Here is a 16,675-nt window from a genome sequence, read left to right on the forward strand (position 1 = left end):
ATTTTCCAAATATATCAGCGCAACTCAATTTATATCAGCGATTTTTCAGTTATATCGACTTACCGACAAAACCTGACAATCTACGCAAAAAAGAAAGAGGCTGCCCGTTATGGAAGCCTCCCTCATTTTTAGAAGAATAAATGTAAGAAATCTTCTGTTGTAATGTTACCGAAGTAGCGTGCGATATCTACGCCTTCTAAAGCTGCAGTGAATGCATCTTTATCGAACTGAACGCCTGTTAGACGCTCTTCGATATCATGAACATCTAGTGAACCGAAGAAGTCGCCGTAAATTTTACATTCTGTTACTGTTCCTTTTTTCACTTCAAGACGAACGTCAACTTGTCCAACTGGGAAGCGGTGTGAATGTTGTAAGTTGAACTTCGGTGATTTTCCGTAGTTCCAATCCCAATTTTGGTAACGTTCTTCAGAAAGTTTATGGATTGCTTTCCAATCCTCTTCTGTTAATTCATACGTTGGGATTTCTGTTTCTCCTTCGAAAATTGTTTCTAGAAGAAGTTGTCTAAACTCTTCTGTCGTCATTTCTTCGTTTAGGAACTCTGTAATGTTCGCAACGCGGCTACGGATTGACTTAATTCCTTTTGATTGAATCTTATCCATTTTTACTTTTAACGCTGATACGACGTGATCGATTTCAGAGTCAAATAGTAACGTACCGTGGCTGAACATACGACCTTTCGTTGCGAACTGTGCGTTACCTGAAATTTTTCTACCTTCAGCTAAAATGTCGTTACGACCACTTAGTTCTGCATTTACGCCTAATTTACTAAGCGCTTTCGTTACAGGTTCTGTAAATTTTTTGAAGTTGCTGAAACTGTCTCCATCATCTTTCGTAATAAAACTGAAGTTTAAGTTTCCTAAATCATGATATACTGCGCCTCCGCCTGATAGACGACGAACAACATGAATACCTTTTTCTTTTACGTAATCTGCATTAATTTCTTCTACTGTGTTTTGGTTTTTACCAATGATAATCGAAGGTTCGTTAATGTAGAACAGTAAATATGTTTCGTTAATATCTAAATTTTTCACACAATATTCTTCAATCGCTAAGTTTATTCTAGGATCTGTAATTCCTTTATTATCAATAAATAACATCGTATCACCTCATGAGTTCCATACGTAGCCACTATGCGCTAGCGTAATGTGGCCACTGAAAATTTGTTTTGCTTCTGTTACTAAATCAGATGGGTTGCCTGTATGCGGTAAGTGCGTTAATAAAAGTTCTTTTACATTTGCATCTTTTGCAATACTTGCTACTTCTGTACTATTCATATGCCCTGCTTTTGCAGCCTCTTGATGTGCATACATATTACACTCACAAATGAAAAGATCAGCATCTTTCGTGAATGGAATGAATTCAGGAATATAACTTGAATCAGCGCTGTATACTACAGCATCATCTCCAGCTGTAATACGCATCGCAAAGCATGTAACAGGATGAACAGTTTTTAAGAACGAAATCGACAACGGTCCAACTTGAAGTGTTTCTTCTGGATTGTACGCGATTCCTTTCGTATGTGGTTCATGTGTTAAAGAATGGAATCCATTCTCGTCAAAGGTATGGCCGTATATTGGTAATTCCGGTAGTTGCCCCTTCGCCCCGCTCATAATTAATCTCGCATATTGCAATACCCCGATATCCGCAACATGATCATGATGATAGTGTGACAGTACAACTGCATCTATATGAGATGGTGTTATATATTTTTGAAGCTGTGCTAGTACACCACTACCACAGTCTACAAGTAAACGAAAACCATCGTGTTCAAACAAATACCCCGACGTTGCTTCTCCCGCTTCTGGAAAGCCGCCCCAAAAGCCGACAACAGTCATTTTCATATGTATCCATCCTTTCTAAAACCGAGTAGAAATGCATGTTTTACTTACATCCTACATTGTTAACTATAATCCATTTCCTAAACTTTTTCATTAATTTTCAATTTTGTTATAAAACAGTTGTTGACTTTTATTTTTTGTACTAATACAATGATAGTAAGAAATGGAAATGGAGGGATTGACATGATCGATCAACCAATGGAGTTTTTCAGAAATTTACCGACGAAAACTTGCGCACACTGCGGGAAAGAAATTGATGAGCAGCACGAAGCATACCATAACAAATGTGACGATTGCGTTCACGAAGAATAGTAGTTTGTGAACATAAAAAAACCTAGCAGACATAGTCTACTAGGCTAATAACATCTTATCCTTCATCGTTGAACCTTTCACCAAGAGCTCCAGTTCAAACTCATACAATTCTTTTTTTCGATAATTTTTCGTATGGATTTTATCCATCATTAGGTCGACAACTTTTCGGGCCATTTCATCAATTGGCTGTTCAATTGTCGTAATACCTGGTTCTGTAATCTGCGATAATATTTGATTATCAAAACCGATAACAGCAAGATCATCTGGAATGCTCCAGTTATGGCGTTTCGCCTCTGAGATAATTCCAGCTGCTACCTCATCGCCTCCTGCCAAAATCGCGGTAGGATTTTTTTTGTCCTTTAATACTTCATGGAATATTCGTTTTCCATCTTCCCAAGAGAAAGCGTTTTCAAGAAAGTCAATCGCTTCTACTTGGCGGCTCTTCTCAGTTATTGCACGTAAAAAGCCCATTTTTCGCTGCTGGCTAACGACTTTGGTTTCGTTACCACGGCAAAAAATAAGATTACGATATCCTTGATCTAACACATGCTTCGCAGCTATGTATGCTCCTTGCGCATGATCAAACTTCACTGTTGGAATATTTGCTTCCTCAATATATTCATTACACAACACGATTGGACCGTGCTGTAAGTATGGCTCTACATCTTCCCACGGATTTTCTAGTGAACATAGAATAATCCCATCTACTTGTTTCGTAGATAATAATTGTAAATACTCCATCTCTTTTTCCGGTAAATATCTTGTTTGACAAATAATCAGTTTATATTTATGTTCAGAAGCAGCAATCTCGATTGCTTCAATAAATCTACTGAAGAAAGGATTTGTAATCCTTGGAACTAGCACCGCAATTGTTTCCGTTTTTTGTTTACGAAGCCTTCTCGCCGCAGAATTAGGAACGAAGCCTAAATGCTTCATTGCTAATTGAACCCTTTTTTTCTTCTCATCTGAAACATATGGATGATTATTAATCACCCTAGAAACCGTTGTCCTTGATAACCCTGCTAATTTCGCCACGTCCTCTATAGTCGACACGAAATTCTCCCCCTTTGCATGAAAACGTTTTCTTAAATTGATTATATAGTATATTATTGGAAACTGCAATATCGGTTGTTATGATTTTACTATATTAATATTATACATAGGTAAAAGTCTGTTAATGCAGGGGCAATATACTGCTTTTAGAAATTTACGTTATGTACATTCCTTTTCTTAATACCATATATTCTTTATTTAATATAAAAGCCCATCAATACATCATCTCCATATGATCCATCTTCATATTTAATTTGCTTTCGTTGCCTTCCTTCTTCTACAAAACCCATACGTTTGTACACTTTAATTGCCCGATCATTAACAGAAACTACACCTAAGCAAATTTTCTCTAAACCTTTCTGCCCTTTAGCCCAACTAATAAGAAATTCAATTAATTTCGTGCCGATGCCTTGATTACAATACGCCTCTTTAATCCCCATTCCCATTGTGCCTGCGTGTTGTAACCGTTCTAGTTCATATCGGTTGAAAAGTAAAAAGCCTACCACCTTATAATCTACTTCATACACAATATAAAGATTACCTTTCTCATTACTTTTCCGTATCTTTTCTCTTTCTGCATCAATATCATTCGGTAATTTCTTTGGAGATACTATGAAAAACTTTGTAGTATTTTCCGATAATATAATTTCTTTTCTAATGTTCATTATTGCTTCTGCATCAGCCTCTTTTGCTAATCGTATCATTGAATCACCTCGTACTTTTTCTTTTAAAAAATAATATTAAAACTATAAAACGTCCAATATGCAATATTGCATATTGAGAATCTTTTTACTCTTGATACAATATTCATACATCAAAATAAAAGGAATGTATGCAATGAATCCAATATTAACAGCTGCAAAACAACTATTACATAAAGAAGAAAAGATTTTATCTACTTTAAAATGTTCACTTACTGGCTATATGATTACGCATAAAGTCCCATATCCTGGCATGTTACTTGCTACTAATCAAAGACTTCTCTTTTTTAGCCAATATAAAAACACATTCATTGCCGAATTTGATTACGAAAAAATTCTATCCATAGAAACGAAGAGAAGAATCTTTGACAAAAAAATAATATTTTACTATGAAGATGAATATATAACGCTTGGATACATTACAAGTTCGAATGTTGAAGCGTTCATAGACTTACTACAAAGAAACAGCAAGACTAGCACAGGCTTATAATCAGCGGGGATCCCCTCGCTGATTCATTATTTTAACTCCTCCCACTTCGTCCAAACTTCTCTCCCGTTTATACGGTACATATTATCCTCTCTATCCATAAACCTATGTACAATAAATTCACGTCTAATTGTACAAAAATCATCATGATATTGTTTTATAAATGTATTAATTTCTTTTTCTGTATATTGATTTCCAGCATCTAACTTGCTAATTAAATGCTCTAACAATACTAGTTTTTTCTTCTTTTGACCTGGAATCGATTTTAAACGATCCTCTTTATCGAAAAAGTTACGAATGGTCGTATCGCGGAATTTCATTTCACTTTCAGTCATTTTTTATCCTCTATCACTTTTTTTCTTTATCTTTTCACTTAAAATATCAATAAAGTAATATCCACCCATTAACACATAGTAGAACGTAAGTATTCCAAATGCATCTTTCATACTTGTATATACTTCTTTATCAAACAATATAGGTGAAAGGGCATAAACAAGAAAGATTATTAGCGGATTTACGATAAAATAATAAGTAAGATTGCCTTTCATCATATCAACTCCTCTACCCTATGTTTCTCTGTAAATTGTTGTAATTCCTTTTCTTTCGTTTCTATAGCTTTTAGAAAGATTTATAGATGAACTACGGAAAAGATGCCCTCTATTAAAATAAAAAAGCACCAAAAAGGTGCTTTTATCTATGCTTCAACCGATTGATTTTCAGCAACATTTTTAAATTGTCGTTTGTGCATCAAAGTTAAGGAAGCGATCGTTCCAAGTGATAATACAACGATAAAGATCATGAGCATTCCTATGTTTTGCCACATGAAGTAAAAGTCTCCGCTTGATACGACTGCTTTCAGTCCTGATACAGAGTATGTCATCGGTAACCACGCATTGAATGGTTGTAAAAACTTCGGAATCAATTCTAGTGGGAATGTTCCAGCACTTGTTGTAAGCTGCATAATTAATGTGATGATGGCGATAAAACGGCCTGCATCACCGAATGCTGTTACTAAACATTGAATTAATGCGATAAAGGCTAAACTTGTAACGATGCTAAAGAGTATGAAGTACGGAATACTTTGTACTTCTACACCTAATCCGAACAGTAATATAACATCTGCTACAATCGCTTGAATAATACCGACTGATAGTAACACGCCGAACTTACTAATAAACCAACTAAATCCAGATTTCGGAACGCCAACTGTATCGCGTAATGGATAAACGATTGATAATAATAACGCCCCAACAAATAAACCGAGTGATAAGAAATACGGTGTAAATCCAGTTCCGTAGTTAGGAACTTCCGCCATTTTCTCCGTCTTCACTTTTACAGGACTTGCAAACATATCATACGTTTTATCTGTTCCTTTCACTTCACCAGTTTTCTCTGCCCCTTCGCCAAGTTTCTCAGCAAGTTCACCTGAACCATCGTTTACTTTTACGAGGCCATCTGTTACTTTACCAGATCCGTCTGCTAATTTATTTACGCCGTCGATTAGCTGGGTTGAGCCAGTTGATAATGTACCTAAGCCTGTTGTTACTTGGCCAGAGCCATTTGCTAATTGCATTATTCCGCCTGACATTTGGCCTGCTCCTGCAGATAATGTATCTAAACCGCCTGTTACTTGGCTTGAACCATCCGCTAATTTCGTTACGCCTACAGATAATTGACCTAAACCGCCTGTTACTTGGCTTGAGCCATCTGCTAATTGATTTACACCACCTGCCATTTGGTTTGCTCCTACAGATAATGTACCTAAGCCTTCTGTTACCTTTCCAGATCCATCAAACAATTGATTTACCCCATCAATTAATTGCCCTGATCCGTTTTTTAATCGATCTGCACCTACTTTAGCATTACCTAATCCTTCACCTAATCCATGAAACTTACTTACAAATTCGTTTTGTGCATTCGCTAATTTTTTAATACCACTCGTTAAATTTCCTATATCTTCCGGATTCGGCATTTTGCTTTGCATCCCACTTGTCTTTTCACCGATTTCACCTTTTAATTGTTTTACTTCTTCATTTAATTTATTTGTTCCACCTGCTACTCCGGCAGCTTTTTGCTGAACTGTCGTTGTACTTTTTACGGCACTTGCTATGAATGGTTGTAACTGCTCTTGATACTCTTTCGGTAAACTTTCAATTTGCTTTTGTAAATTCGCTACCTCTTGCGCTGCTGTTTTTGCATCTCCTGCTGTTGATTGCGTAAATTCATTTAACTGATTTACATTTGCCCCAGCCCCGTCTATTTTCTCATTTACTGTATTCAATATAGCAGGAACTTTCAACTGCATTTCCTCTAATCCTGCAACAGAGTTTTGTACTTTATTATTTAACTCTTGCAAACCCTTTTGGATTTCTTGAGAACCTTTCTCTAATTGACTTTGCCCTCCCGCAAGTTTTTCCATACCATTTGATAGTTCAGTTGTTCCTGTTTTTAATCCACCTGTTTTACTTACCAATATGCTCAAACCGTTAGTTACTTTCTCAGATCCATCATGCAATTCACTAATTCCTTTTTTCATTTCACCGGTTTTACTATTTAACGTATTTAAACCGTCTGTTACTTTTCCGGATCCGTCTACTAATTTCCCGATACCCGCATTGCTATTCAGTACATGTAAACCATCTGTTACTTTTCCGGATCCATCTACTAATTTTCCGATACCTATTTGCATCTCACCTGTTTTGCCGTTTAACGTATTTAAACCTGCTGTTACTTTCCCAGATCCATCAAATAGCTTCCCAACTCCATCCTTCATCTCCCCAGACTTCCCTTGAAGTGTATGAAGGCCACCCGTCACTTTACTTGAACCATCATGCAGTTCACTTGATCCGTCATGTAGTTTACTTGCTCCTTCCGCCCCATCTGCTAATCCTTTTGAGACGTCTTGAATGGAATCAAACATTTTCTCTGCATATGTTTTCGTTAACGTACTTGATACTTCACCTTTAATTTTTTCAATGGCTGTTCCGCCAATTTGTGAAGATAAGAAGTTTAAGCTTTCATTTGGGATATATTCTAAGTTTAATGGTTTTGGATCATCTTTTAATAACGTTGTAGCGTTACTTGAGAAGTCATCTGGAATGCGTACTAACATGTAATACTTTCTGCCTTCCATTCCTTTTTTCGCTTCTTTTTCACTTACAAATTCCCATTTAAAACTTGTATTATCTTTTAAATTATCAACAAGCCCTTTTCCGACCTCAATTGGTTTCCCATCAAATACTGCACCTTTATCTAAATTGACTACCGCCACTGGTAAATCATCTAACTGTTTATACGGATCCCAAAAGGCCCATAAAAACATACCTGCATATAAAATTGGTACGAATAAAACCGCGATAATCGGAATTAATATTTTTTTGCTTTTTATAATTTCAGTAAACTCTTTACGAAGTAACTGATTCCATTTCATCATTTCTACCCCTTTCTGAATGACCAAATTGTTCATATGGTCATTTGCTCCCAAATAAAAAGGCTATACCTATTCATACATATGCCTTATCCCCGAATTTATACTATGCAACTGTTCCTTACTATGAAATGAATATTTCTATTATCCCTCCTAAAATAAATATATGACCACTTTGTTCAATTGGTCATTTTTTATAATAATAAAAGGATTATCTTAGTTTGACAATCCTTTTAGTAAATAAAGTTCAAATAACTCTGCAATTTTTTCTTTTTCTAGCGGTTCGTGATTTTTTTCCCAATCAAAAATAAGCGATACATATAGACGAAGCATAATAAATGCTGTAATTTCTGGATCACATTTGCTAATTTCACCTTTTTCAATCGCAATTTTTAAATACGATTGAATAACAGAAACGATTTCCACATCAACTTGTTGCATCACTTCTTGTACTTCTTTCGTTCCCATATCGCGCTCTTCTTGAATTAATTTAATCATGAGCTGATGTTCTTTTCTAAATTCCAAGATGCTATATAATGCTCTATGTACATTTTCAAAAAATGAAACATCTGAACGAATTGCACTTTCTGCAACTTGCTTCATTTCTGTAATTAAATTAGAAATAATTTCACCAAATAACTCTTCTTTATTTTTGAAAAAAGTATAAATCGTTCCTTTCCCTACATTCGCTAACTTCGCTACTTGATCCATCGTTGTTGCTTTATAGCCGAACGCTGAAAAAGACTTTGTTGCAGCCTCAATAATAGAACGTTTTCGATCTATTGCCACATCATCACCTCCAAAAATGACCAATTGGATAATATAGTCAATCAGTACATCTTTGATATTACCACACGCTTACATTCTATACAAGTTCTCTTTTTATTATTTCCAGTATAAAAAAATTCCAGTCAGTGTATATCATACTTTCCATAGTTTATCAGAAGAAAAGAGAAAAGGAAAAGATGTTCTAGAGATATACAGCTAAACCTTACTTACCAACAACAAATTTCCTTTTTTTCAAATAATCAAATAAAAAAACAAGAAAATCTTTACAATTAATAGTAATATAGAAAATAGACAAGTTTATCAAAACAGTGGAGGCTTTTTCAGTCATGATGCGTGCACTTCGTTTAAATATAAAGCAAGCTTTTTGTAGTCGTATTTCTTTAATTATGATGCTTAGTGGATTCGTTCTTATTTGCATTTATCACTATTATTATGTAATTCGTTATTTAGGAAACGCAGCAAATGGTCCTATATCAACAGATTTAAAATGGATTGGATTTCGCGACAATGAAATGGATGTTTATTTATTATTAATGCCAGTTATTGCGAGTTTCCCCTTTAGTACAAGTTACAATTCGGATAAGTCCGATGGTTTTAAACCGTTTGTGAGTAAGGGGATTTCTATATTTCCTTATTCAGTAGCGAAATATATCGTTACTTTTTTTTGCGGAGGATTTCTTTATACACTTCCATTCATCTTATCGTTATTATTTTGCAAATTAACCATTCCAGACGGAACACCTACGGTTGGTTCAGGCATCATAAATGCTGATGGAATGTTCGCAAACCTATATTTTGATGCGCCTCTCACTTACATTGCTGTATATATCGGAATTAATTTTTTATTTGCAGGTTTAATGGCCCTTTTAGGACTTGCTGCATCTGTATGGTCACAAAAAGACTATATGGCAATTCTCTTTCCATTCGCAGCCGCCTCCATTCCGTACGTCCTGCTAAATACAATACTTCCTTCAATAGGCGGAGCACCTTTTCATTTATATGATCCGAAACAACCATTGCAAGGCATGTCACCATATATTTTAATGACGCAATGTGCTTTCTTCCTTTTCGTTAGCTTACTTATGTATATACAAGGAGTAAAGCGGGATAGAAAAAAATATAAAAGAAGACTGCAAAAAAGAGAGCGGTGTAGAAAAGCGTTTCAAGTATAATAAAACCCTAATTTCCTTACTATATTGGAAATTAGGGTTTATTTACTATTCACTTATGGCGTACCTGCCAACCCCCATAAAATAACGACCGCTACAAAATAAATCGCTTTAATACCTACAACTAAACATAATGAAACAATTGCATATTTACTTAATTCTCTTCTTGCACCTATTAAAGTGAAAATAACCGCCAAACTAAATGTTATATAAGAAGCTGCTGTATGTATTAAGTTATACGTAATATCTAGATTGCTTGTAAGTCCTGTTATATCAGCTACAAACTGAAGCATGATGATTGTACTAAAAAAAATTGCAAACTGATTCATTACCTTTCCATTTATTTGTAACTGCATTGTTGTCCTCCTTATTAAAAACTAAATATTCAATCAATTTTATCATTAGATTACAAAAAAAGGAATCATCTCTTTATACTATTCTATAACGATGCAAAAAAAGAACGCTTAGTCACCTAAGCGTTCCCCACTTTAAGAAGCCTTCTTCAAATCAATTTGAGCAAGTACTGGGTCGTGGTCACTTACACGTCCTTGTTCTTTCATAATGTTTGAGTTTAAGTGTACTGGGTCTACAATTGTGTGTGGTGCGATATTGTTTGTTACTAAAATATGATCTAACACTTGTGCATTTCCTTCGTGAATGTACGTGTAACGATTCTCTTTCGGCACTGTGTTTAACATATCTTTTAAGATTGTTCCCTCTAGTGTTTTTAGTGGTTTAGAGAATTCGAAATCGTTCATATCACCTAACACAACAACTGGTGCATTTGTATTCTTTTTCTGAATTCCTTGCACGAAATAATTTACTTCTTGTGCTAACTGAATTCGTTTGTCTTCACTCTTTAATACGAGCGGCTGCACTTTTCCAAATGGCGTTGCATCTCCTAGTTTTGAGTTTAAGTGATTTGCAACGACAACAATGTTTTGTCCTTGGAACGTAAATTCTGCCGCTAGCGGTTTACGTGTACTTTCAAACAATGGATTTTCGTCTCCAATACGAACAACATTCTTATCAAGTAACTTCGGTACCGTCGCTAATTTCACGCGTGATGGATTATAGAAAAAGCCGACGCGAATATTCGCTCCTGGTGCTCCTCCATCTTGATTATTGTTTGGAGCGATTTCTACATACTCATACTTCGGTCCACGAATTTCTAGAACTGCATCAATGATACGTTTTGCGCTTAATGACGCATCTATTGTACCGTCATTAATTGATCCGTTATTATCTTGCATTTCCTCTACACCGATAATATCTGGCATTTTTAAATTGTATTTAATAGAATACGCTAACGCTTTTACTTTTTCATCTGTTGTTTCTTTTTTATTCGCCGAGAAGTTTTCAATGTTATATGTAGCAACCGTTAACTTATCAAGACGTGGCTGAATATTTGCCCCTACTTGCTTAAATCCACCATCCACTACAGCTGGCAGTTCTGTTATTGGCGAAATACGGAAAGAACCGTAATCATATCCTACTACCCCTGTTATATCTCCAGTAAAAGTATCTCCTACTTTTGCTACATAATCGCGAGGTACTTTTACAGAAAGGCGCTCTGGGTTTAATTGATTTTCATCTAATAGAGGTGTGCCATATTGTGTTACTATTTTATCTCCACCATTTTTTACTGTTACATATAAATTTCCGTTTTTCTGAGGTGTAATAATTTTTGGTGTTGGCATCGTAACACGCATACCTTCTATACTTTCATAGAAGTCGATTGCATCTTCATTTGGATCAAATAAACCAAATGCATCATTATCAATAATCTGGTCCGGGATTTTCACACCGTTTTCCCCAAGTACAATCGGTGCTGGCAAAGATTGATCTTTTGCGATTACAGCAACGCGGCTCGCTTTAATTTCAGTCGTCGTTAAGTCTGTTTCAAATCGTTCTGCATATCCTGGTCCAACATATTCTTCTACTACTCCATCAACTTGAATAAGATCTCCTACTGCTACATTCGCATCTTTTTTATATACGTACATACCTTCTGAAGTAGCTGGATCATTATCTGGCTGATTATCTTCTATATAAAAGCCGTTTTTATCAAGCGCTGTGACAACGCCTTCCACATTGTTTACTTTCTTCCCGTTGTAAGGAGACATATGTGATTTCCCTTGAATGTCATGAATACGAACCTGTTCATTATTTACGATAATAAATGAAAATGTCGAAATTGCTGAAGGAGTAAGTCCTTCTTTTTCTGCGATTGCTTTCACTACACTATTTTCATTCACTATAATTTGTCCATTATAACGAACGCTTTTATTAGTAGGATTAGAGCCATCTAACGTATAGTAGATTGTTGCGCCTTCTGTATTCGTCGTTAATGTTACCGCTGTTCCTTTAGCAACTTCTCCACCGTTCGGTGAAGCTACTACATCGCTAACACGGTTTTGTCCTTCACCTTGAAACTTATAAGCTGTTACTGATTTTAGACCTGGGTTACTAAAATATAATTCAAGGGTCCCAGTCAAACTAACTTTCTTCCCGATATTTTCAGGGTGATCTTTTACATTCACTGCCGTTCTCACATCACCTTTCGGTAACTGAACGGGCATGATTTTGTCTGGATTCGTTTCGTTTGGCGAATCTGCAATTGCTACGTTTGTATCATCAAACTTAGCTGGATCCTTCGTATATTTAGAAGAACTTTGCGTATATCCAACAATATATCCTTCTACTATCCCCTTCGTTTTCCCTTGCTGCTTAAATACTTGAATTGCTTTTTCTACTGACATAGAAGCAGTTTCTTCTGCTTGCGCTAAAGTTCCAGTAAATGAAAGCAATAGCAAGAATGATAAAAAGACACTTAACAATTTCTTCACAGCCATTTTCCTCTCTCTATTTCATATTTTCTCAGCATTTCTATCATAACAAATGATTCGTTATATAGAATGATATTTCGACAAGTTTTACAAAAAATTTATTTAATTTACAAGCTTTCAAACTACAATACAAAATAATAATTTTACACTTTCTACAAATACACTCTATAATGTTAGAGAGAGAAAACAGAAAATATCGACATTTGATTGGCATGTAAAATGGATTCATTTGAATAGGAGTGATTGGATGGAAGTGCAAACAGAAACATACCGCGCAGCTATGAATGGAACATTAGAACGTCATTTTTCAGATATGATTGCCGTTATACCAACTAGAATTACAATTGAGCAGTTAAAACAGCGACTAGAAACAATCGCTACTAAAGTTGATGATTTAAAAATTGTTTATAGTGATGAGACAAGCCTTATTGTTGAATTACATATGGGTGAAACAGTCATACCGTATGAACTGCATATTGATGAACCGAACGATCCAGAAGGATATAAAATGTACAATAGACAAGATTCTACAATCGTAGATCGTAATTTTGAAGATGCAGCTTTCGGCACTGAAATTTTCACTCGTACGCTATTTGTAGGCGATGTACTGGACTGCTTTTTCCAGCAGTTACAGTTCTTATGGAATCTCGCCCCAGATTTGTTATTTGTAATCGATTCAAGTGCAGCAATGAAAGTGATATCTAGAAGCTATATTGAATATCACGTTGAAAATGAATTATTACCTGACATTCCTGACTTATACGTTATTCATTCCGTTTATGAAGACGATAAAGACGGTGAGCCTACGCAATATTGGTTTCATACACATGGTCTTTTAAGAGCAGGCGTAACTGAAATAGAGTTAATTATTCCAAATCGCATTTCTTCCTACTACGGCATTAGCGATCTCTTTCAAACATTTGCTAATAATGCCGTTGAGAATGGACAAGTCCCTATGAATGAGCCTATCGTTATCGCGCATAGTCAGCAAGGTTCTATACATACAGTCGCTGTTCCGTGGGAAAAAGGATTATCTTATATAGGGCATAAAACGAGTATGGACCAATTATCTTCAATCGAAGATGAAGAAGTGAAACTACAACCAATAGATGCACAAAATACATTCTTAGGCGGAATGGATGCCCGAGATGAATACCATCAATCTCCATCCGTTCTCTTATTCAAATTTAATACTTCAGAAGAATATATTGAAAGTTTTTTCAAAGAACACGAGGAAGCTACAGGGCTCATGTTCTATAAAACAAATAGTGAAACCGATCGTATGGCTTACAATGCGAAAAATACTTTTGGGTATTTCAGCAACATTTTTCACATTGAACAATCAAATGAAGATTTTCGTTTCCTTGCTAAGTTTGGTGTCTCCTACGAAGAAGGAAAAAGTGAACATATGTGGTTTGAAATGCAAAACATTACGGAAGATTTCATTCAAGGAATACTCATTAATGAACCATATTTTATAAAAGATATGAGTGAAGGAAATAGTTATCATTTAGATTTTGATAACTTAACAGAGTGGGTTATTTATGCAGGAGATGCTGTTATAAAGCCAAATAACTTATATATGTTTATTGGCGAATAAGTATTTTATATAACAAACGAAACGCCTTCAATATGATTGAAGGCGTTTCGTTTATTGTGCGATTAATTCAGCATCTATTACTTTCTCCAAATGAGATAATACACGCTTTGCAGCTTCCTCACCTTGATTAATACAGTCTGGAAGTCCAGCGCCAGCATAGGAGCTACCTGCCAAGTATATACCTGGCAACTCTTTCTCCATAAATGTTGTGAGCTGTTTCATTCGCTCGTTATGGCCTACTGTATATTGAGGCATCGCTTCTTTCCAGCGACTTACGATTGTAAACTCTGGATCCTCTGTAATGTCCATCGTCTTTCGTAAATCTTCTAGTACGAGCTGAACGAGTTCTTCTTCAGTTTGTTCTACAACCGCTTCATCACCAGCACGCCCGACGTAGCAACGAAGGAGTGTTTTTCCTTCTGGCGTTGTATGCGGCCATTTTTTATGCGTCCACGTACATGCTGTAATCGTGTAATCGCTATTTCGTGATACGACAAATCCTGTACCATTAATATCACGCTGGATTGCGGATTTTTGGAAAGCAAGTGCGACATTGGCAACGGATGTGGATGGAATATTACGGAAGAAACGAAACTGCTTGTACTGAGCAAACATGGACGGCAATACTTTATGCGAAGTTGCCACTACGATGGCGTCCGCTTCTATTTCTTTTCCGTTACTAAGAGTAATCGTATAACCATCACCCTGTTTTGCAACTTTTTCAATGCGAGTTCCCTTTATTATCGTACCTTCATGCATCTTTACTTCGAGAGATTCTACGATAGATTCTAAACCTGTTTTCACTGTTTGGAAGATTCCCTTTTTCGGTTCAGCTTTCTCTTTTTTCGGAGCGAGCGTACGCATACCGAGCGAAATACTACGATGTTTCTGCTCAATCTGATACATTTGCGGGAATGTTGACATTAAGCTCATTTCATCAATATCCCCTGCATAAATACCCGATAGTAACGGTTCTATTAAGTTTTCAACCACTTCGTTTCCAAGACGATGTCTGAAAAATTGTCCGAGTGATTGGTCAGATACTGGCTTTGATCTCGGCATTAATAGATCAAAACCAGCTCTTAATTTACCAATTGGGGAGAATAACCCGGAAAATAGAAACGGAGTAATTTGCGTTGGAATTCCCATCATTGATCCGCTCGGCATTTTATGTAACCGATTTTTTACGAGGATAAATGATTGACCAGTCGTATTTTCTACAATTTCATCGCCAAGACCTAATTCTCTCGCTAATCTAGCTGCACTTTCTTTTCTTGCTAAGAAAGAATCCGGTCCGCGCTCAATTGTAAAACCATCTTTTCGAACGGTTTGAATTTTTCCGCCAAGTTTACCCGATGCTTCTATAAGTAATGTATCAATCGGCAAGTTTTTTTCATGAATATTTTTTTGTAAGTTATACATTGCTGTTAATCCAGTGATGCCTCCGCCGACGATCACAACTTTTTTCCTCAAGCAGGCTCCCCCTTTCTTCTTACAGTACAGATTCTTTTTTCTTTAATACAACATCTGTTAAACAATCAATAAATGCGTCCGATGCATTTGGCATTTCTGGACGATAATATTTCGCACCAATTTCATCCGTTACAACTTTACACTCAAAGTCGTTATCATATAAAACTTCTAAATGTTCCGCAACAAATCCAACTGGTGCATATATGAATGAAGTATAACCGTGCTTTTCATTTAGTTCTCTCGTTAAATCTTGTACATCTGGACCAATCCAAGGATCTGGTGTGTTCCCTGCACTTTGCCAGCCTACTGCATAGTTTGCTACTTCCGCTCCGCGCGCGATATAATCCGCTGTTTCATTTAATTGATCTGGATATGGATCGCCCATTGCAATAATTTTCTCTGGTAAACTATGTGCAGATACGATTAATACTGCTTTTTCACGCTCTGCATCTGACATACCGTTATATATACCTTTCACTGCATCAACCCAGTACTGGATGAATTTCGGCTCTTTATACCAGCTATCAATGCCGTGAATTGTTAAGTTTCCAAGTTTCTCAGCTTCTTCTTGTGCTCGTCCAACGTATGATTTCACGCTAAACGTAGAATAGTGAGGTGCAAGAACAAGTGCGATTGCATCTTGTATTCCGTCGTTATGCATATCTTTGACCGCATCTTCAATAAACGGTTCAATATGTTTTAAGCCAAGATACATATGGTACTCTACTTCATCTTGTACTTCATTTAAACGCTTCTCTAACTTCTTAGCTTGCTCTAATGTAATAGTAGCTAAAGGAGAAATACCACCAATTGCACGGTAACGCTCTGTTAAATCTTCTAGCATTTCAGGACTTGGCTTTCTTCCTCTGCGAATATGTGTATAGTAACGTTCAATATCTTCTTCTTTATATGGCGTTCCGTATGCCATTACAAGCAAACCAATTTTCTTTTTCATA

At 36.1% G+C, this 16,675-nt stretch carries 16 protein-coding genes; 4 read left to right on the forward strand and 12 right to left on the reverse strand.

Annotation, left to right across the window (positions count from 1 at the left end; translation table 11 throughout):
• Positions 1–128: 128 nt before the first annotated feature.
• On the reverse strand, positions 129–1,118 hold the full coding sequence (gene lplA / locus EBQ15_RS17885) for a lipoate--protein ligase (RefSeq protein ID WP_000897275.1): 990 nt from the start codon (positions 1,116–1,118) through the stop codon (positions 129–131).
• 9 nt (positions 1,119–1,127) lie between these two features.
• Positions 1,128–1,862 carry an MBL fold metallo-hydrolase gene (locus EBQ15_RS17890; protein ID WP_000784681.1) on the reverse strand — a complete coding sequence of 245 codons (735 nt, stop codon included), beginning with the start codon at positions 1,860–1,862 and terminating at the stop codon, positions 1,128–1,130.
• 180 nt (positions 1,863–2,042) lie between these two features.
• On the opposite strand from EBQ15_RS17890, the gene yhfH reads away from it, so the two are divergent.
• Positions 2,043–2,171, forward strand: a complete 129-nt coding sequence (gene yhfH / locus EBQ15_RS17895) for a protein YhfH (RefSeq protein ID WP_000567010.1) — start codon at positions 2,043–2,045, stop codon at positions 2,169–2,171.
• A gap of 39 nt (positions 2,172–2,210) precedes the next feature.
• Here yhfH and EBQ15_RS17900 read toward each other — a convergent pair whose 3' ends face one another.
• Both EBQ15_RS17900 and EBQ15_RS17905 read right to left on the reverse strand, forming a co-directional pair.
• Positions 2,211–3,224 (reverse strand): LacI family DNA-binding transcriptional regulator, encoded by a 1,014-nt coding sequence (locus tag EBQ15_RS17900; protein WP_000103715.1) that lies wholly within the window; start codon positions 3,222–3,224, stop codon positions 2,211–2,213.
• 194 nt (positions 3,225–3,418) lie between these two features.
• A complete protein-coding gene (locus EBQ15_RS17905) occupies positions 3,419–3,928 on the reverse strand; it encodes a GNAT family N-acetyltransferase (RefSeq protein WP_000620018.1) in 510 nt (169 codons plus the stop codon).
• A gap of 133 nt (positions 3,929–4,061) precedes the next feature.
• On the opposite strand from EBQ15_RS17905, the gene EBQ15_RS17910 reads away from it, so the two are divergent.
• Entirely contained in the window at positions 4,062–4,415 is a 354-nt protein-coding gene (locus tag EBQ15_RS17910; RefSeq protein ID WP_001068220.1) for a PH domain-containing protein, read from the forward strand.
• Between the two features lie 26 nt (positions 4,416–4,441).
• Here EBQ15_RS17910 and EBQ15_RS17915 read toward each other — a convergent pair whose 3' ends face one another.
• The 4 genes from EBQ15_RS17915 to EBQ15_RS17930 all read right to left on the reverse strand — a co-directional run bounded on the left by EBQ15_RS17915 (position 4,442) and on the right by EBQ15_RS17930 (position 8,628).
• Positions 4,442–4,747 (reverse strand): DUF2087 domain-containing protein, encoded by a 306-nt coding sequence (locus EBQ15_RS17915; RefSeq protein ID WP_000140286.1) that lies wholly within the window; start codon positions 4,745–4,747, stop codon positions 4,442–4,444.
• Between the two features lie 3 nt (positions 4,748–4,750).
• The gene (locus tag EBQ15_RS17920; RefSeq protein WP_016117390.1) at positions 4,751–4,963 is read right to left on the reverse strand and encodes a hypothetical protein; all 213 of its coding nucleotides are present in this window, start codon (positions 4,961–4,963) and stop codon (positions 4,751–4,753) included.
• A gap of 143 nt (positions 4,964–5,106) precedes the next feature.
• Positions 5,107–7,842: a YhgE/Pip domain-containing protein gene (locus EBQ15_RS17925; RefSeq protein WP_000871868.1), complete on the reverse strand. Its 2,736-nt coding sequence runs from the start codon at positions 7,840–7,842 to the stop codon at positions 5,107–5,109.
• 213 nt (positions 7,843–8,055) lie between these two features.
• Positions 8,056–8,628, reverse strand: coding sequence for a TetR/AcrR family transcriptional regulator (locus EBQ15_RS17930; protein ID WP_000963381.1), 573 nt, complete (start codon positions 8,626–8,628; stop codon positions 8,056–8,058).
• A gap of 326 nt (positions 8,629–8,954) precedes the next feature.
• On the opposite strand from EBQ15_RS17930, the gene EBQ15_RS17935 reads away from it, so the two are divergent.
• The gene (locus tag EBQ15_RS17935) at positions 8,955–9,800 is read left to right on the forward strand and encodes a hypothetical protein (RefSeq protein ID WP_000984174.1); all 846 of its coding nucleotides are present in this window, start codon (positions 8,955–8,957) and stop codon (positions 9,798–9,800) included.
• A 53-nt stretch (positions 9,801–9,853) separates the two neighbouring features.
• On the opposite strand, the gene EBQ15_RS17940 is transcribed toward EBQ15_RS17935, so the two are convergent.
• The gene (locus EBQ15_RS17940) at positions 9,854–10,153 is read right to left on the reverse strand and encodes a hypothetical protein (protein ID WP_001176844.1); all 300 of its coding nucleotides are present in this window, start codon (positions 10,151–10,153) and stop codon (positions 9,854–9,856) included.
• A gap of 132 nt (positions 10,154–10,285) precedes the next feature.
• On the reverse strand, positions 10,286–12,652 hold the full coding sequence (locus tag EBQ15_RS17945) for a DUF6359 domain-containing protein (protein WP_000279280.1): 2,367 nt from the start codon (positions 12,650–12,652) through the stop codon (positions 10,286–10,288).
• Positions 12,653–12,893: 241 nt separating this feature from the next.
• Between EBQ15_RS17945 and EBQ15_RS17950 the strand changes: the two genes are divergently transcribed.
• Positions 12,894–14,246: a DUF4026 domain-containing protein gene (locus EBQ15_RS17950; protein ID WP_000453722.1), complete on the forward strand. Its 1,353-nt coding sequence runs from the start codon at positions 12,894–12,896 to the stop codon at positions 14,244–14,246.
• Positions 14,247–14,297: 51 nt separating this feature from the next.
• Here the strand turns inward: EBQ15_RS17950 and hemY are convergent, their stop codons facing one another.
• Together hemY and hemH are read right to left on the reverse strand one after the other, a co-directional pair.
• The gene (hemY, locus tag EBQ15_RS17955; RefSeq protein ID WP_001228096.1) at positions 14,298–15,719 is read right to left on the reverse strand and encodes a protoporphyrinogen oxidase; all 1,422 of its coding nucleotides are present in this window, start codon (positions 15,717–15,719) and stop codon (positions 14,298–14,300) included.
• Between the two features lie 19 nt (positions 15,720–15,738).
• On the reverse strand, positions 15,739–16,674 hold the full coding sequence (gene hemH, locus EBQ15_RS17960; RefSeq protein ID WP_000726774.1) for a ferrochelatase: 936 nt from the start codon (positions 16,672–16,674) through the stop codon (positions 15,739–15,741).
• Position 16,675: the final 1 nt, after the last annotated feature.

Origin of the sequence: Bacillus sp. 2D03 (assembly GCF_003946765.1) — a bacterium.
Taxonomy (GTDB): Bacteria; Bacillota; Bacilli; order Bacillales; family Bacillaceae_G; genus Bacillus_A; species Bacillus_A cereus.

What these genes read in the sequence shown, in the direction of transcription:
- lplA (WP_000897275.1), bottom strand. Translation starts at nt 1,118, where the DNA reads ATGTTATTTATTGATAATAAAGGAATTACAGATCCTAGAATAAACTTA.
- EBQ15_RS17890 (WP_000784681.1), bottom strand. Translation starts at nt 1,862, where the DNA reads ATGAAAATGACTGTTGTCGGCTTTTGGGGCGGCTTTCCAGAAGCGGGA.
- yhfH (WP_000567010.1), top strand. Translation starts at nt 2,043, where the DNA reads ATGATCGATCAACCAATGGAGTTTTTCAGAAATTTACCGACGAAAACT.
- EBQ15_RS17905 (WP_000620018.1), bottom strand. Translation starts at nt 3,928, where the DNA reads ATGATACGATTAGCAAAAGAGGCTGATGCAGAAGCAATAATGAACATT.
- EBQ15_RS17910 (WP_001068220.1), top strand. Translation starts at nt 4,062, where the DNA reads ATGAATCCAATATTAACAGCTGCAAAACAACTATTACATAAAGAAGAA.
- EBQ15_RS17915 (WP_000140286.1), bottom strand. Translation starts at nt 4,747, where the DNA reads ATGACTGAAAGTGAAATGAAATTCCGCGATACGACCATTCGTAACTTT.
- EBQ15_RS17920 (WP_016117390.1), bottom strand. Translation starts at nt 4,963, where the DNA reads ATGATGAAAGGCAATCTTACTTATTATTTTATCGTAAATCCGCTAATA.
- EBQ15_RS17925 (WP_000871868.1), bottom strand. Translation starts at nt 7,842, where the DNA reads ATGAAATGGAATCAGTTACTTCGTAAAGAGTTTACTGAAATTATAAAA.
- EBQ15_RS17935 (WP_000984174.1), top strand. Translation starts at nt 8,955, where the DNA reads ATGATGCGTGCACTTCGTTTAAATATAAAGCAAGCTTTTTGTAGTCGT.
- EBQ15_RS17940 (WP_001176844.1), bottom strand. Translation starts at nt 10,153, where the DNA reads ATGCAGTTACAAATAAATGGAAAGGTAATGAATCAGTTTGCAATTTTT.
- EBQ15_RS17945 (WP_000279280.1), bottom strand. Translation starts at nt 12,652, where the DNA reads ATGGCTGTGAAGAAATTGTTAAGTGTCTTTTTATCATTCTTGCTATTG.
- EBQ15_RS17950 (WP_000453722.1), top strand. Translation starts at nt 12,894, where the DNA reads ATGGAAGTGCAAACAGAAACATACCGCGCAGCTATGAATGGAACATTA.
- hemH (WP_000726774.1), bottom strand. Translation starts at nt 16,674, where the DNA reads ATGAAAAAGAAAATTGGTTTGCTTGTAATGGCATACGGAACGCCATAT.